The 15670-nt window shown below is 48.6% G+C and carries 14 protein-coding genes; 6 read left to right on the top strand and 8 right to left on the bottom strand.

Going from position 1 to position 15670, the window contains the following annotated elements:
- Nucleotides 1–154: 154 nt before the first annotated feature.
- Nucleotides 155–3118 carry a TonB-dependent receptor gene (locus NQ518_RS06625; protein WP_374211140.1) on the bottom strand — a complete coding sequence of 988 codons (2964 nt, stop codon included), beginning with the start codon at nucleotides 3116–3118 and terminating at the stop codon, nucleotides 155–157.
- 241 nt (nucleotides 3119–3359) lie between these two features.
- Between NQ518_RS06625 and sucC the strand changes: the two genes are divergently transcribed.
- Both sucC and sucD read left to right on the top strand, forming a co-directional pair.
- Nucleotides 3360–4508 (top strand): ADP-forming succinate--CoA ligase subunit beta, encoded by a 1149-nt coding sequence (sucC, locus tag NQ518_RS06620; RefSeq protein ID WP_008122067.1) that lies wholly within the window; start codon nucleotides 3360–3362, stop codon nucleotides 4506–4508.
- A 30-nt stretch (nucleotides 4509–4538) separates the two neighbouring features.
- The gene (gene sucD / locus NQ518_RS06615) at nucleotides 4539–5405 is read left to right on the top strand and encodes a succinate--CoA ligase subunit alpha (protein ID WP_227960348.1); all 867 of its coding nucleotides are present in this window, start codon (nucleotides 4539–4541) and stop codon (nucleotides 5403–5405) included.
- 373 nt (nucleotides 5406–5778) lie between these two features.
- On the opposite strand, the gene pyrH is transcribed toward sucD, so the two are convergent.
- The 3 genes from pyrH to NQ518_RS06600 form a co-directional block, all read right to left on the bottom strand.
- Nucleotides 5779–6489 (bottom strand): UMP kinase, encoded by a 711-nt coding sequence (gene pyrH, locus NQ518_RS06610; protein WP_023058206.1) that lies wholly within the window; start codon nucleotides 6487–6489, stop codon nucleotides 5779–5781.
- A gap of 97 nt (nucleotides 6490–6586) precedes the next feature.
- Entirely contained in the window at nucleotides 6587–7318 is a 732-nt protein-coding gene (locus NQ518_RS06605) for a biotin--[acetyl-CoA-carboxylase] ligase (RefSeq protein WP_227960350.1), read from the bottom strand.
- Between the two features lie 6 nt (nucleotides 7319–7324).
- Nucleotides 7325–7753, bottom strand: coding sequence for a YraN family protein (locus NQ518_RS06600; RefSeq protein ID WP_374211139.1), 429 nt, complete (start codon nucleotides 7751–7753; stop codon nucleotides 7325–7327).
- Nucleotides 7754–7798: 45 nt separating this feature from the next.
- Here NQ518_RS06600 and NQ518_RS06595 point away from each other — a divergent pair, with 45 nt between their 5' ends.
- Nucleotides 7799–8251, top strand: coding sequence for a nucleoside deaminase (locus tag NQ518_RS06595; protein WP_227960352.1), 453 nt, complete (start codon nucleotides 7799–7801; stop codon nucleotides 8249–8251).
- A gap of 200 nt (nucleotides 8252–8451) precedes the next feature.
- Here the strand turns inward: NQ518_RS06595 and NQ518_RS06590 are convergent, their stop codons facing one another.
- Both NQ518_RS06590 and rsmI read right to left on the bottom strand, forming a co-directional pair.
- A complete protein-coding gene (locus tag NQ518_RS06590) occupies nucleotides 8452–9309 on the bottom strand; it encodes a Cbp1 family collagen-binding glycoprotein adhesin (protein WP_004350731.1) in 858 nt (285 codons plus the stop codon).
- A complete protein-coding gene (gene rsmI / locus NQ518_RS06585) occupies nucleotides 9306–10007 on the bottom strand; it encodes a 16S rRNA (cytidine(1402)-2'-O)-methyltransferase (protein ID WP_227960354.1) in 702 nt (233 codons plus the stop codon). Before rsmI ends, NQ518_RS06590 begins: the two co-directional genes overlap by 4 nt.
- Nucleotides 10008–10100: 93 nt before the next feature.
- Between rsmI and NQ518_RS06580 the strand changes: the two genes are divergently transcribed.
- A complete protein-coding gene (locus NQ518_RS06580; protein WP_227960356.1) occupies nucleotides 10101–10721 on the top strand; it encodes a thymidine kinase in 621 nt (206 codons plus the stop codon).
- Nucleotides 10722–10742: 21 nt separating this feature from the next.
- The gene (locus tag NQ518_RS06575; RefSeq protein ID WP_227960358.1) at nucleotides 10743–11861 is read left to right on the top strand and encodes an AI-2E family transporter; all 1119 of its coding nucleotides are present in this window, start codon (nucleotides 10743–10745) and stop codon (nucleotides 11859–11861) included.
- A gap of 61 nt (nucleotides 11862–11922) precedes the next feature.
- Here NQ518_RS06575 and NQ518_RS06570 read toward each other — a convergent pair whose 3' ends face one another.
- Together NQ518_RS06570 and NQ518_RS06565 are read right to left on the bottom strand one after the other, a co-directional pair.
- The gene (locus tag NQ518_RS06570) at nucleotides 11923–13218 is read right to left on the bottom strand and encodes a Y-family DNA polymerase (RefSeq protein ID WP_227960359.1); all 1296 of its coding nucleotides are present in this window, start codon (nucleotides 13216–13218) and stop codon (nucleotides 11923–11925) included.
- A 1-nt stretch (nucleotide 13219) separates the two neighbouring features.
- The gene (locus tag NQ518_RS06565) at nucleotides 13220–13657 is read right to left on the bottom strand and encodes a LexA family protein (RefSeq protein WP_227960361.1); all 438 of its coding nucleotides are present in this window, start codon (nucleotides 13655–13657) and stop codon (nucleotides 13220–13222) included.
- Nucleotides 13658–14156: 499 nt separating this feature from the next.
- Between NQ518_RS06565 and NQ518_RS06560 the strand changes: the two genes are divergently transcribed.
- Entirely contained in the window at nucleotides 14157–15668 is a 1512-nt protein-coding gene (locus NQ518_RS06560) for a 4Fe-4S binding protein (protein WP_227960363.1), read from the top strand.
- The last annotated feature ends 2 nt before the right edge of the window (nucleotides 15669–15670 follow it).

The raw sequence follows: 15670 nt of genomic DNA, 5'->3' as shown, positions 1-15670 counted from the left end.
TTTGGCAACGCTATTGTCCGTTAACTTCTATTTACTCCCCATTAACTCCCGTTACCTCCCATAATCTTGTTTGCAACGCTATTGTCCGTTAACTTCTATTTACTCCCCATTAACTCCCGTTACCTCCCATGATCTTGAGTGGCAACGCTAATGGTTACCAGTGTCTGCCGCCATGACCGCCCCGATTGCTCCGGCCGCCAAACCGTTGACGACTACCAAAGGAACCTCCTCTTTCGCGCATGCCTTGACGTGCTTGGCGGCCGCCAAAGATGTTCAGTCGATAAATTACGTGCAGCATGGCATAGCTGTTGATGCTGTTGTATTCGGTGTCGCTGCGCTGCATGGCATCAATGAATCTGCTGAAATTGCTCTGGTTGTTCAGGATATCGTAGAACTGCAACGACAGCGTGAGGTTGCGCTGTTTGAGCAGACTCTGCGACAACTGCACGTTCCACACCAGCTCATTGGTGTTCATGGCCTGGTCGTTGTAGCCACGACGACTGTTCTCGTGCAAGTCGGTCGACAGGCTGGTTCCCCACGGAGCCGTCAGGTTCACGTTGATTCCGTAGGAAAAGCGCCATGTGTCCAGGTTGCTTTGCTTTTGCAGTTGGTTGCGCGTGTGGTCATAGTTCACCGATCCATTCAGCTCTACTTCCAGCCATTCGTTGCGGAAGCTCATCCCCAGACGCTCGTTAACCGATAGCGACCGTGTGGTGTTCTTCTGCGAGTCGGCGTTGCGGTTGAGGCTGATGTACCCCACACGGTTGTTGTATCCCAGAGAGGTCCACGTGTTGATGTTCCACACCCCCGCAGTGTCAATCGAGCAGTTGTACATCAGTCCGCCATTGACATTCCAGTTGCCGTTGATGTTTTCAGGCCGCGTTGTTCTTCCACCCGTTTTCTCATCGTAGGTCACCTTTTGGCTGATGCTGTTGCGCGTGTTGCCATAGTGCAGAAAGCCCATGATGCCTTGCTGATGGCTTTTGATGTAATTGTTGTAAAACAGGCGGAAGCTGTTGGTGAACGATGGTTTCAGTCCCGGGTTTCCCCTGGAGATATTCAGTGGGTCGCTGTCGTCATAAATGTCCAACAGTTCTGCGATACCCGGTTGCGAGGTGTAGCCTCGGTAGTTGATGCGCAGGTTGCTCACGTCCGAGAAGCGGTAACGAAAGTCCAAGGTGGGGGTCATGTTGGTCACGGTGCGGGTTGTGTCGGCATCCACTCCTTGATAACGTTGGATGAATTTCGACTTCTGTGGCTGTACCATCAGTCCCACGTTGAAATCGTACTTGGTGCGAATCATCCGAAAGCCCAGGTTCACCTCGTGCGTATAATTTTGGTATTGCGAGAACCTACTCAGCTCTTCGTCCAGATACGTTTCGTATGGATGTTCCAATCTACTCAAATAACTGTTCCAGTTGCGGTACACAGGACTGAGGCCGGCGAAGAAGTCCTCGCCCAGGTTGCTGAAGTCGTAGGTAGAACGGTCGCTTTTGCTGTAGCTGTAGTTGAACTTGTAACTCAGTTGCAAAAACGTGGCCTTCCACAGGGGTTCGCTGTAAGTAGCCTGCACGCTGTAGTTCCAATTCTTAGACGGTGTGAGATTGTAGCGGTTGGTTTGATAGGTCGAGTCGTTGCCCAGCGCATTTTTCACCTTATATAAATGCACGTTGCTCATCGTGAGGTTGTTGTTTTCGCTCTCGTTATAGTTGGCGTCGGCCCTCAAGGTGACGTTGCGACCTTTGTTTCCCAGTCGTCTGTTCAGTTGCAGCATCCCGCCGAAACGCTTGTTCTCACCGTAGCTGATGCCATTGTGATCGCGCCTATTCACCACCACACTGTCGGCCGCCATCTGGGCCAACGATTCGGCTGCCAATGGGTCGGTAGCATGTAGAAACGGGTCTTCGTTATACGATGCCGACTGATTCCAGCTGCGCCCATCGTTGGTAGAATAACTCAAACTGGGGCGAAACATGATGTTGGTCAGCGTATCGGGTGTCCATTCCACTCGCATGTTGGCGTTCCATCGGTTGTTTCGTCCATATTGCTGGTTGACGCTGTTGGAGAACGAACCCACGCGACTGACGAAATTTTCTGTCGATCTTTTTGTGCCGATGTCACTGTCCGAGTGGTTCCAGCGCACGCTCCCGTCTATTTTCAGCGTGTCTTTCTTTTCGTAGTTCAGGTTCAGCCCCACCATTTTGTTGGCGTTCAGTCCGTTTCTTCCTCTTCTAAAGCCACCCCTTCGCCCAAATCCCATGTCGTTGGTGTTGTTGGCATTGCCGAAGGTCATGATGCGCAGACCGTCTTTGAAATAAGCCGTCATGAGGCGTTCAGCATAGCGGTCTTTGGTTCCCACGGCCAGGTCGACGTTGCTAATCATCCCTTTGTTCATGCCGCGTTTCAAACCAAAGTCAAGCACCGTCTCCTCGTTGCCATCATCAATGCCCGTCACGCGCGTCAGATCGCTCTTTTCATCGTACGCCCTTATCTTTTCTATCGCATTGGTGGGCAGGTTCTTCATGGCCGTTTTGGTGTCGCCAACCATAAACTCCTTGCCGTCCACCTTAATCTTTTTCACCTCCTTGCCATTGATGGTAATCTTCCCATCGTCGTCTACCTGTGCGCCCGGAATGCGCCTCACCAGTTCTTCGGCTACCGACCCTTCCGGCGTGCGGTAGGCCGCAGCGTTGTAGATGAAGGTGTCTTTCTTCACCACTACCTTCATGGCCTGGCCTGTGACCTGCGCCTCTTTCAGCATCACGGCGTCGGGGCGCATGGCCGTTTGTCCCACCTTCACAGACTCGTTCTTTGTTATGTGGATGTTCTGGAAGCTGGTGATGTAGCCAATGCTCGACAGCTTGAGCAGGTACCTGCCGTTGGCGGGAGCCTTTAACGTGTAGGCGCCATGCTTGTCAGATACGGCTCCGGTGACAAACGTGCTGTCTGTTTTCAACAACTGTACCGTGGCATGCGTCATCGGCTCGTTTGTCTCTTTGTCTACAAGGGTTCCTGTAATCTGTCGTTCTTGTGTCCATGCGGCCATTGATATCATCATCAATGCCAGCATGGTGAGGAGTATTCGCTTCATCTGTTTAGTTTCGTTTACCTTTTTCATCGACCCTGTTGTGGTTTCCAGGGTCGAGATACCTTATTATATGTGATGTTCAAAAAGCAATAAAGTTTAATTTTGGGCGGAAAATTTACCACCGCCTACGATTTTGTCACAGCCAATGTCCCCGTCATTTTAAATCGTTAACATTTCGAGTTGTGATTTTTATCCTTTTTTGTCATCGTACACAAAAAAAGCATTATATTTGCAAGGTTAACAAAACTATTTACTAACAAAACAAATTGCCATGAAGGTTCATGAATATCAGGCGAAAGCCTTGTTTGCACAGTACCATTTGCCAGTTGACAAGAGTGTATTGTGTCGGACGGTCGATGAGGCCGTATCAGCTTACCAATCCTTAGGATCAGAGCGTGCAGTTGTAAAGGCACAAGTGCATACAGGTGGCCGTGGAAAGGCTGGCGGCGTGAAGGTTGCTAAAGGAGAAGAACAACTGAAAGAATATGCTTCTCAAATTTTAGGTATGGATATCAAAGGCTTTACCGTCGATCGTATCTTGGTTGGCGAAGCTATTGATATCGCGTCAGAGTATTATGTAAGTATTGTCATCGACCGAAAAGTAAAGTCTGCCATTCTGATGTTAAGTCGTGAGGGTGGTATGGACATCGAGTCAGTTGCTAAAAATACACCCGAAAAAATCCACAAGATACCTATTGATCCGCTCATTGGCATGCCCGATTACTTGGCAAGAGAAGCTGCTTTTTGTCTTTTCGATGACAAAGCGTTAGTGAAGCAGGCCGTTCCAGTTTTCCAAAATCTGTACCGTCTCTTCAAAGAGAAAGATGCTTCGTTGGCAGAAATCAATCCATTAGTAGTGACCAAGAGTGGGGAGGTGAAGGCGATTGATGCCAAGATGACTTTCGATAACAATGCCTTGTATCGTCATCCTGATGTTTTCGAACTCTTTGAGCCTACGGCAGAAGAGCGCAAGGAGCAGGATGCCAAAGACAAAGGATTTAGTTATGTCAACCTTGGTGGTGAGATTGGATGCATGGTGAACGGTGCCGGACTGGCCATGGCAACCATGGATATGATTAAGCTGTATGGCGGTAACCCTGCCAATTTCTTGGATATTGGCGGTAGTTCTAATCCTACGAAGATTGTCGAGGCGATGAAACTGTTGCTCAGTGACAGTCATGTACGGGTGGTTCTCATCAATATCTTTGGCGGTATTACACGTTGCGACGATGTGGCAAAGGGACTAATAGAAGCGTTTAAGATGCTCGATACCGACATGCCAATCGTTATCCGACTCACTGGTACCAATGAAGCGGAGGGTCGCGAGTTGTTGAAAGGAACCAAGTTCCATGTGGCTAAGACCATGAGCGAGGCTGGTAAAAAAGCCGTAGAGCTGGCTCAACAGTGCATGAACAAATAAGATATCTAACCATGTTAAATCTATAAAGCGATGAGTATATTAATTAATCACGATACAAAGTTAATTGTCCAAGGAATTACTGGACGCGATGGCAGTTTTCATGCCACGAAAATGAAGGAGTACGGAACCAATGTGGTAGGCGGAACTTCGCCTGGCAAGGCTGGACAAGAGGTTGCAGGGATTCCTGTTTTTAATACGGTAAAAGATGCAGTCAAGGCTACGGGTGCGAACACTTCGGTGATTTTTGTGCCAGCAGCTTTTGCCAAAGACGCCATGCTCGAGGCTGCCGATGCCGGCATTCAGTTGATTATTTGTATTACAGAGGGCGTGCCAACGTTGGATGTTGTTGAGGCTTATCGTTACATCTCCGACAAAGGAGCCAAGTTGATAGGTCCTAACTGCCCGGGATTGATTTCTCCTGAACAGAGTATGGTGGGCATTATGCCAACCAATATCTTTAAGAAGGGGCACACGGGTGTGATTAGTCGTAGTGGAACATTGACCTATCAGGTGGTTGCCGACCTCACTGCTGCTGGCTTTGGACAGTCTACCGCAGTGGGTGTAGGTGGCGATCCCATCGTGGGTTTGTATTTCCAAGACTTGTTGGAGATGTTCCAAAACGACCCAGAGACCGACAGTATCGCCCTTATTGGTGAGATTGGTGGCGACGCAGAAGAGCGTGCAGCCGACTATATCAAACAGCATGTGACCAAACCCGTGGTGGCTTTCATTTCTGGACGTGAGGCTCCGAAGGGCAAACAAATGGGACATGCGGGTGCCATTATTTCCAGTGGTTCGGGAACGGCTGCCGAGAAGATAGCCGCTTTTGAAGCCGCAGGCGTGCCAGTGGCTCGCGAAACCTGCGAAATTCCTGCCTTGTTGAAAGAGCGTATGTAACAGCTGTCAATATCAGAGAGCGAGTAGGATAAGCTAACGTGTAACGCTTGACTTTCCTACTTGTTCCGGATGTTGAAACAAAAGCATAGAGTTAAGCCCCTTAAAGCATGTAGATTGCACGCCAATCTGCATGCTTTAAGGGGCTTAATGCAATGAGTTTGTTTGGAGAGGGAGAGTGGGGGAGAACTTTCCTTTTTTTCCTCCCTTCGATCATGGCATTCTTGTTCTTGCTGATTTAGACTGCCATGAACTAAAACATATAGCGGAAGCAGCCGTGGGCTTCATGCCATAGCGGTGGTTCTTCCGATGAAAGCGATACGTTCTGCATGACAAGCGAATGGCATTTAACGGAAGAACCTTATTTTACATCAGCCTAATTGTGGACCAAAGTGCCTATGGGTTCGCCTTCCAGTACCTTCTTCAGGTTGCCAACCACATCCATGTTGAACACATAGACCGGGAGGTTGTTTTCCTTGCACATGGCCGTAGCGGTGAGATCCATCACCTTCAGATGGCGGTTATACACCTCGTCAAAGGTGATGTCGTCAAACTTCGTAGCCGTGGGATCTTTCTCCGGGTCGGCTGTGTACACGCCGTCAACGCGCGTACCTTTGAGCATGACGTCGGCTTCAATCTCGATGCCACGCAGCGAACTGCCCGTGTCTGTGGTGAAATAGGGTGAACCCGTTCCACACGAAAAGATGCAAACCAGTCCGTTTTCCATCGCCTCAATGGCCTTCCATTTGTTGTAATACTCGCCAATAGGTTCCATGCGAATGGCTGTCATCACCTTGTTTTTAACGCCAATCGCACCTAATGCGGAACTCAATGCCAAGGAGTTGATCACTGTAGCGCACATACCCATCTGGTCACCCTTTACGCGGTCAAAGCCTTTCTGCGACCCGCTCAGTCCTCTGAATATGTTTCCGCCACCGATGACGATGCTTACCTGCACGCCCATGTCGTGCACTTCCTTAATTTGTTGGGCATAGTCGGCGAGCCGATTGGGGTCGATTCCATAGCTCTGACTGCCCATCAGGCTTTCTCCACTCAACTTCAAGAGTATACGTTTAAACTTTACCATATTGCTTATAAATGTTCGTTTGATTGATTCTGTTTTTAAAAATAGCGCAAGCCGAATACAAAGGAAACTTGTTTACTTTGTTAAGGCGCAGCCTATTTTATGTAATAAATTCCACCTCTTTAAGATAGTAACCTCTCATGCACCCATCGGTATCTTTCAACACCAGTCGGCCATCGGGTTCCACCGTCACGATGGAAGCCTGGAAACAGCCTTCACGGTCGCGATAAGGATGCACGCCCTCCCGCCGATACAGCGCGGCATGATACTGGTTGGAGATTTCGTCGAACGCTCCTTCTTCCAAGCAATTGTAATATTGCTCGAATGCGTTGATAAGTTGATGAAGCAGCTTGTCGCGGTCCAACTCATGTCCCACAATCTGCGCTAAGGACACTGGATTGGGCGCATCGCTCTCAAAGACCGCCTGATTGACGTTGAGCCCCACTCCATAGATACAGCGTTGAATGACCTGTGAGTGTACGCTTAACTCGATGAGCGTGCCACTCAGTTTGCTGTCTTTCCAGTAGATGTCATTCGGCCATTTAAGGGTAATATTGTCAACATATTCGTCTAATACGGCTTTAATGGACAAAGCACCAGCCATAGACAAAAAGAATTGAATTTTTACAGGCAGCTTTTGGGGATGAACCAGCAGGGAATACAGCAAATTTTTCCCTGCCTGACTTTCCCAACCATTCTGTCCTTGTCCCTTACCGCTCGTCTGATAATCGGCCTGAACGACCACCATCTCTTCGTTGAAACAATCAGCGTGTTCGCAAAGGTACACATTGGTAGAGTCTACCTCATTGAGTTTGACCAGTTTGATACGCATTTTTGGTTATAACAATACAGGGTTGAAGGCATCTTCGAAGTGCTCTATCTGCATGTTCTCGGCTGTCGATCCCAGGATGGAAATGACATCAAAGCGCAGCTCCTCTTGTATGTCAAACATCTTTACATAAACATCGGCCGCGATACCGAGATTCCTCATCTTCTTCTCATCAACGGCATCGGAGGGCAAGGCGACCTCGTCTGACCGACGTGTTTTCACCTCAACAAACACACAGGTAATGCCATCGGGCGACAACGCGATGATATCAATCTCGAACTTACCATGCCGCCAGCCACGCTCGCGGATGGTATATCCCTGCTTGTGCAGGTAATCGACGGCTGTATCTTCGCCCCATTTCCCAAATTTGTTGTGTGTAGCCATGTCCTGATGCTCCCTGATGATGTGTTGCAAAAATACGGTTTTTCTTCCACACATCAAAAAGAATGTTGTAAATTTGCAAGCACACAAACAGACACGACCATGACCGACGACGAACAACGCAAACAAGACGAACAGTTTATGCAAAAGGCACTGGCAGAGGCTCATACCGCCTACGATGAAGGAGAAGTACCCATTGGTGCTGTCGTTGTGTGCCAAGGACGCATCATTGCACGCGCACACAACCAGACAGAAACCCTGAACGACGTCACGGCGCATGCAGAGATGCTGGCCATCACGGCCGCAGCGGCTCAACTTGGCGGCAAATATCTGCCCCAATGCACTCTCTACGTCACCGTTGAGCCTTGTCCGATGTGCGCTGGTGCCATGGGGTGGGCGCAGGTATCGCGCATCGTGTATGGGGCCGGCGATGAGAAACGGGGCTATCAGCGGTACGCGCCAAACGTGTTGCATACCAAGGCAACGGTCACGGGTGGCGTGCTGGAAGAGGAATGCAAGCAGCTGATGCAACAGTTTTTCAAAGCAAAACGATAAGGCATTGCAAGGCTGAGCTGTCTCAAAGTCGTTTCAACAAGGAGAATGAGCGGTTTCAATAGGGTGGTTGAAGCGGTTGGCATCAATAAAAAATCCTCCTACTCAGACTGTTCCGAGCAAGAGGATTGAGGTGTATAGTTATTGCTTCCCGGCAGACGCATGTACGTTATTTCTGGGAAAGCGTGTGTTTCTCGACAGCCTTATCTCACCAAAATAACGAGGTACTTACTGGTACTCCAGAAGATTTCTGGATTAGTGATTCGAAGCACATACTGCTTGTTGGCATCACGCTGCAACAGATAACTGCTGGATGGGTGCATGGTGAGAACCTTAGCCGACTTGGAGTACAACTTGATTTCTTTGTTCACGCGGATGTCAATCTTGGTGAAATAATCCTTGTTGAAGTTGGCCTGCAACACCTTATCACCCTCGATGATTCGCTGTTCTTTCAGCTCTTTTCGTGTACCAAACACAAACCAAGCGGTGTTAAGCTGCTTATCCTGGCTGTTGATTACCTGTGATTTCTGCGAACTCTCGGTTGCCAAATTGTTGACATTGGTGTTCAGGTTGTTGATTGTTTCATCCAACTCGGAGATATGGATATCCTTTGCATCCAGTTCGGCACGCAATTCCTGAAGCTGCTTGTCTTTCTCTTCCAACTGAGCGGTGAGGCTGTCCAATGCTTTTTTCAAACCATCTCCCTTCACGGAGCTTTGCTTCAGTTGGTTGCGGAGCTTGGCAATCAGTTCGCGGTTACGCTTCATGGTAGAGGCGATGAACTGAATGTCCTCACGAATCTGCTGCCCTTTGTTGGCGCCCTCACCTTCTTTGGCGATGGTAACCCTGTTTTCTGCCGCATTAATTTCCTTGAATCCCTCTTGGATTTCATTGAGCGTACCCATCATGTCATTGATTTCGTTGTCTTTCTGACTGATGACTTGCTGCAAAGAATCGGCTTGAGCCGCCTGTTCCAAATCGCTGTTTTTCTTGTTGTTCTGACATCCAAAGCATGCGAAAGTAAAGATGGCAATGGTGGCCAGGCTTAAAATCTTTTTCATATTCGTTCTGTTTTAAGTTTCTTATTCTTGTTATCTCCACCCACCACAATGACGATTTCGCCTCGCGGTGGAACTTCTTTAAAATGTTGTATCACCTCATCAAGTGTGCCTCGAACATGCTCTTCGTGCAGTTTGGATATCTCACGAGCCACGCTCACGGGGCGATCGGGGCCAAATACATCGGCAAATTGCTGTAATGTTTTCAGCAAACGATAGGGCGACTCGTAGAAAACCATCGTTCTACGCTCTTCTTTGAGCGCCTCCAACTGTGTTTGTCGACCTTTTTTCTGCGGCAAGAAGCCTTCGAAACAGAAGCGGTCACAGGGCAAACCGGATGAAACAATCGCCGGAATGCAAGCGGTGGCTCCAGGCAGTGTTTGTACCGTTATGCCTGCTTTTGCAGCCTCGCGCGCCAGAAAGAACCCCGGGTCGCTGATGCCAGGTGTACCCGCATCGCTGATGAGCGCTATGCTCTGGCCTGCTTTCAATCGTTCTACAATGCCCGCGGAAGTGCCATGTTCGTTGAACTTATGGTGCGATAGCAAGTGATTTTGTATGTCATAATGCTTCAACAACTTGCCCGATGTCCTGGTATCTTCTGCCAACACCAGGTCCACCTCCTTGAGAATGCGAATGGCTCGCATCGTCATATCTTCCATATTCCCCACTGGGGTGGGCACGATGTACAATATTCCCATATAGAACGCAAATATAGTTAAATAATCAAGACGAACAAAAAAACAGACAATTTCTTTGCAATTTTTAATTCCTCTTCGTATTTTTGCAGCAACATGATGGAATATTTGACAGGCGAATCACATCGCCCAGGAAGAATAGAAGTGATATGTGGCTCTATGTTTTCGGGCAAGACAGAAGAGCTGATTAGGCGCATGCGACGGGCTAGCTTTGCCAAACAGCGCGTTGAGATATTCAAGCCCGCCATAGACACCCGCTATTCCGAGGAGAATGTGGTGAGCCATGACCAGCATGCCATTCAGTCTACTCCCGTTGATTCATCGTCAAGCATTTTGTTATTGTCTTCCGATGCGGATGTCGTGGGTATCGATGAAGCCCAATTCTTCGATGATGGACTCGTCAAGGTGTGCAACGAATTGGCCAACAAAGGGGTGCGCGTGATCATCGCAGGACTTGACATGGATTTCCAAGGACGGCCTTTCGGACCCATTCCTGGCTTGTGTGCCATCGCTGATGAGGTGACCAAAGTGCATGCCATCTGCGTGAAATGCGGCGCTTTGGCTTACATCAGCCACCGCTTGGTGCAGAACGATAAGCGCGTTTTGCTGGGCGAAAAGCTCACCTACGAACCCCTTTGTCGGGAATGTTATCAAAAGACTTTGCTCGAAGAACAATCCGTTTCGGTGGCTCCCCAACAGGAAGAAAAGCTCAAATAGGATACATCAATCTACGAAAATATGAAAAGACAAGAAATCACCTTTGACAAATTTATACGAATAGCCTCCGTCCTGCTATTGATATTCTTCGTATTATACCTTGTCAACTACCTGAGTGGTGTGCTTCTACCGTTCTTTGTGGCCTGGCTCTTTGCCTACTTGCTCTACCCACTGGTAAAGTTTGTACAGTATAAAATGCATGTCAAAGTTCGCGCCATTGCTATTATCATCACCATGTTGGCCGTGGTTGTGGTGATTGGCGGACTGGTATATGCCATCATTCCACCGATGATAGAACAGTTTGGCAAGCTCAACGACATCCTTAACAACTGGATTAATCAAAGCACACACAGTAGCGACTTAGGCTCTTACATCTCGCAGTGGATTACCAAAAACCGCACTGAAATAGAAAGCTTCATGAAGAGCAAGGATTTCAGCGACATTCTTAAAACGGGGATGCCCAAGGTATTTACCTTGCTTGGACAAACGGCCAGTGTCGTGATTAGCATCATCGCTTCGTTAATCACCTTATTATATACCTTCTTTATCTTGCAAGATTATGAATTTTTGACCGACAACTGGATTCGCATTTTCCCGAAGAAGAATCGTCCATTCTGGGAAGAGTTGATGAAAGATGTGGAAAGAGAACTCAATAATTACATCCGAGGACAAGGACTTGTTTCACTCATCTTAGGCATTCTCTTCGGCATTGGCCTCTCCATCATCAATTTCCCAATGGCCATTGCGCTTGGCATCATGATGGGATTTATGAACCTGGTGCCCTACCTCCACACGTTAGCTTTGGTGCCAATGGTCTTCCTGTCCATGCTGAAAGCAGCTGACACGGGTCAGAATTTCTGGATTGTCTTTGGCTTGGCCATGCTCGTGTTCCTGATTGTTCAGGTGATTAGTGATACCGTCCTCACGCCTAAAATCATGGGAAAAGCCATGAACCTCAATCCCGCCATCCTGCTTTTGTCCCTGTCTGTATGGGGAACATTGCTTGGATTCATTGGTCTGATTGTGGCTCTTCCGCTAACAACCCTGCTCATTGCTTATTGGCAGAAGTATGTTACGCGTGAGAAAAAACAGGACGAAACAACGCAAGAACAAGTGCTTGAGCAGGCGGAAGAAGGATAAAAGGCGGAACACGCAGGGCGACTTCCGTCACTATTTGCTGCCAAGAAATGCTTGGGAAAGACTATTTCAGGGTGATGATGTCGCTCCAACGCGTGGTGGGATTCTTACTTCTGAAGTCGTGTCGAATGGCATCCGTGAAAGCAACGTGGTGGCCTTGCTCGTCTTTTTCACGGTATTGTTGGGCTCCTAATACCACCAATTCAGGGCCACCGAGTTTGTTCAGGCGGTCGATCACCTGATCAAGCCGCATCTGTTTTTCCATCTTATCGCGGTTGTAATCGATGAAATTGGTTTGAACAGCATTGTCGTGCATGATTCCCATCACCACAACTCCCGCTTTTTTGTACTGCAAACCAGGCACGAAGATTTCCTGTAAAGCCTTTGCTGCCGCTTGCACAATCTGCTGTGTGGAGTTTGAAGGCGTTAAAAGTGTCACCTCGCGGCTGTTCCAATACTGCTGCTGGTCTTCTCTAAACTGATTGGTGTGGATGAACACACTCACCACAGACGCCACGCTGTGTTGCCGTCTGAGCTTCTGTGAACAGCGCACAGCGAAGTTGGAAACGTGCGTCCTAACGGCTTCAAAGTCGGATATCGTACCCGTAAAGCTGCGACTGGTACAGATACTTTTCTTTTTCGCAGGTTCTTCATTCGGAATACAGTCCTCCCCATTGAGTTCCATCCAGGTCCTCACACCAGTGACATGGAACAGCAACCGAACCCACTCCTTGGAATGGTTGGCAAAGTCGTAGGCCGTCTTGTCGCCCATTTCCAACAGCTTGGGGGTGTTTCGATGTCCTATTCCCCACACCTCACCCACAGGAAATAGCTGGAGAGCCTTGACGCGTTTTTCCTCTGTATCAATGATACAACAATGATGATAGCCCTCATGTTTCTTGGCAAAGTGGCTGGCCGCCTTCGCCAGCGTCTTGGTTTTGGCCATTCCGATGCTGACGGGAAGCCCCGTATGCTTCAGGATACGCCGATGCAGGTCTTCGCCCCACTGCTTCAATTCGTCAAAACTCATGTCGGGTAGCAAGCAGAAACATTCGTCAATGGAATAGCGAAACATCTGTGGAGCAGCGTCTTTGATGATGGTCATGACGCGCGCCGTGAGTTCGCCATACAACTCGTAATTGCTGGAAAACACGGCAATTTCCTCACCAGGGAACTGCTCTTTCATCTGATAATAAGGCAATCCGGCCTTGATGCCCAGCTGTTTGGCCTCCTTACTGCGTGCCACCACGCAACCATCGTTGTTGCTCAGCACAACAACGGGCTTGCCGTTGAGATCGGGACGGAACACCCGTTCACAACTCACATAGCAGTTGTCACAGTCGCAGATGGCGTAAAACATGTTATTTTTTCCAGTTTTTGATGGTCCAAACCACCACGCCCCACACTTCAAACTTATCCAATTCGTCGACCCTAATCGGACGGAACGCCTTGTTGGCGGGCCGCAATTCGATATATCCCTCCTGCACATGGGTCATGTCGAGATACTTGATGGTGAACTCTCCATTAATGTAAGCCACAATCACATCATTATGTCCAGCCTCAACCGAACGGTCTATCACGGCGATATCCCCATCGTTGATGCCGGCATCTATCATCGAATCGCCCGACACCCGGCCATAGAACGTAGCGTCGGGATGGCGGATGAAGTCACGATTAAAGTCGAGAGAGTCTTGCAGATAATCACCCGCAGGACTTGGAAAGCCGGCTTTGATGCCTGGCGCCAGCTCAAGTTCAAGTTGTTCGAGAAACGAACTATTGAGTATTTTGATGCTTGACATATCAGTCTATTTGCCCCTCCATCGTCAGTTGTATTTTGTTATAATTGCAACAAATTTACGGCTTTTAGACGAGAAACACAAGCGTGTGTTATTTTTTAGTTGAATTGTCCGCATTGTAGGAACGAGTGAAGCTACGCACTGTGGTGAGCTTGAAAGAAGCAGGAGTTCATCGGGAAACTACATCTGACATAAAGCACAAGCCGCAACCATGGAGCGTCGCAAGCCAACAAGCCATAATACAAGGATGTCACCGTGAATGGGATTTTCGTACTAATATATGTTAAGATATTATGACGAGGTATAGTTATCTCCATAAATCCAACTATTTTTATAAACGATTCCAGGTCATTGTCACTCAAAGATTTCGCTGATAGCACCCGAAAGTATACGTGATACGCAGTCGAAAGCGATGATGATGAAATGGCTACGAAGAATTGGTAGGCTTCGCAATGAACACACCAAAACCTGATAGCGTTTTGAATTTTCAAGATTGACGATTATGTTACGAAAAATAAGACTAACTTGTGCCCTTGTTGTGTCTGTGCTCATCACAGGGCTGTTCCTTGATTTCACCGGTACACTGCACACCTGGCTGGGATGGCTGGCAAAGATACAATTCCTCCCCGCCGTACTTGCGTTGAACATCGGAGTGATTGTTTTCTTGGTTGTGCTGACTTTGGTGTTCGGACGCATCTATTGCTCCGTCATCTGCCCATTGGGCGTTTTCCAAGATATTGTGTCATGGGTTAGCGGACGACGCAAGAAAAAGCATTACCGTTTCTCATACTCTCCTGAAGTAAAGTGGTTGCGATATGGCGTTTTAACCCTCTTTGTCATTGCCTTGATTGCAGGCATTGGCTCCTTGGTGGCATTGCTCGCTCCTTACAGTTCGTACGGACGCATCGTACAGAACCTGTTTCAGCCGATATATATCTGGGGCAACAACCTGCTGGCCTACTTGGCCGAACGTGCCAACAGTTATGCTTTCTACGAAAGAGATGTGTGGTTGCGCAGTCTGCCTACTTTCATCATCGCCGCAGCAAGTTTCGTTGCAATCATCGTGTTGGCTTGGCGCAACGGACGTACCTATTGCAACACCGTTTGTCCGGTGGGTACCGTTTTGGGATTTATCTCGCGCTTCTCGCTGCTTCATCCCGTACTCGATGCTGGGAAATGTACCAAATGCAGTCTGTGCGCACATAGATGCAAAGCGGCTTGCATAGATTACAAAAACCACAAGATTGACTACAGCCGATGCGTAGCGTGCATGGATTGTATAGATACCTGTCAGCACGACGCGCTTCATCTGCAATGGAGATGGAACAACATGAATCTGTCAAACGAAGACAAAATTGTAAAAGCGGATGCTACAAAGCCGATTGATACCTCACGCCGGACATTCCTCATTGGGGTGGCTGTTGCCATGACAACGGCGGCATGGGCGCAGAAAAAGAAGAAGATAGACGGAGGATTGGCTGTCATTGAAGACAAAATAGCTCCGAAACGAACGACACCCATCACACCTCCTGGTTCGCTTTCGGCCAAGAATATGGCACGGCACTGCACCGCATGTCAGCTTTGCGTGGCGCAGTGTCCCAACGATGTGCTTCGCCCGTCAACCGACTTGATGAAGTTGATGCAACCCACCATGTCGTTCGAGCGAGGCTATTGCCACCCTGGATGCACACGATGCAGCAACGTTTGTCCTACCGGTGCCATCAGACCCATCACACGCACGGCCAAATCAGCAACGCAAATCGGCCATGCCGTTTGGGTGAAAAAGAATTGCATTCCACTCACTGATGGTGTAGAATGTGGCAATTGCGCCCGTCATTGTCCAGCAGGTGCTATCACTATGGTGCCGAGTAAGGCATCGGATTCCAAATCTCCGAAAATCCCAGCGGTCAACACCGAACGTTGTATTGGATGTGGGGCGTGCGAAAACCAGTGTCCGGCACGTCCGTTCAGTGCTATCTATGTAGAAGGGTATGAAACGCACCGTATTGTCTAATC

This window comes from Hoylesella buccalis ATCC 35310 (assembly GCF_025151385.1).
Lineage (GTDB): Bacteria > Bacteroidota > Bacteroidia > Bacteroidales > Bacteroidaceae > Prevotella > Prevotella buccalis.
The sequence above is the reverse complement of the archived record's forward strand: the minus strand, read 5'-3'. Positions and strand labels throughout refer to the sequence as shown.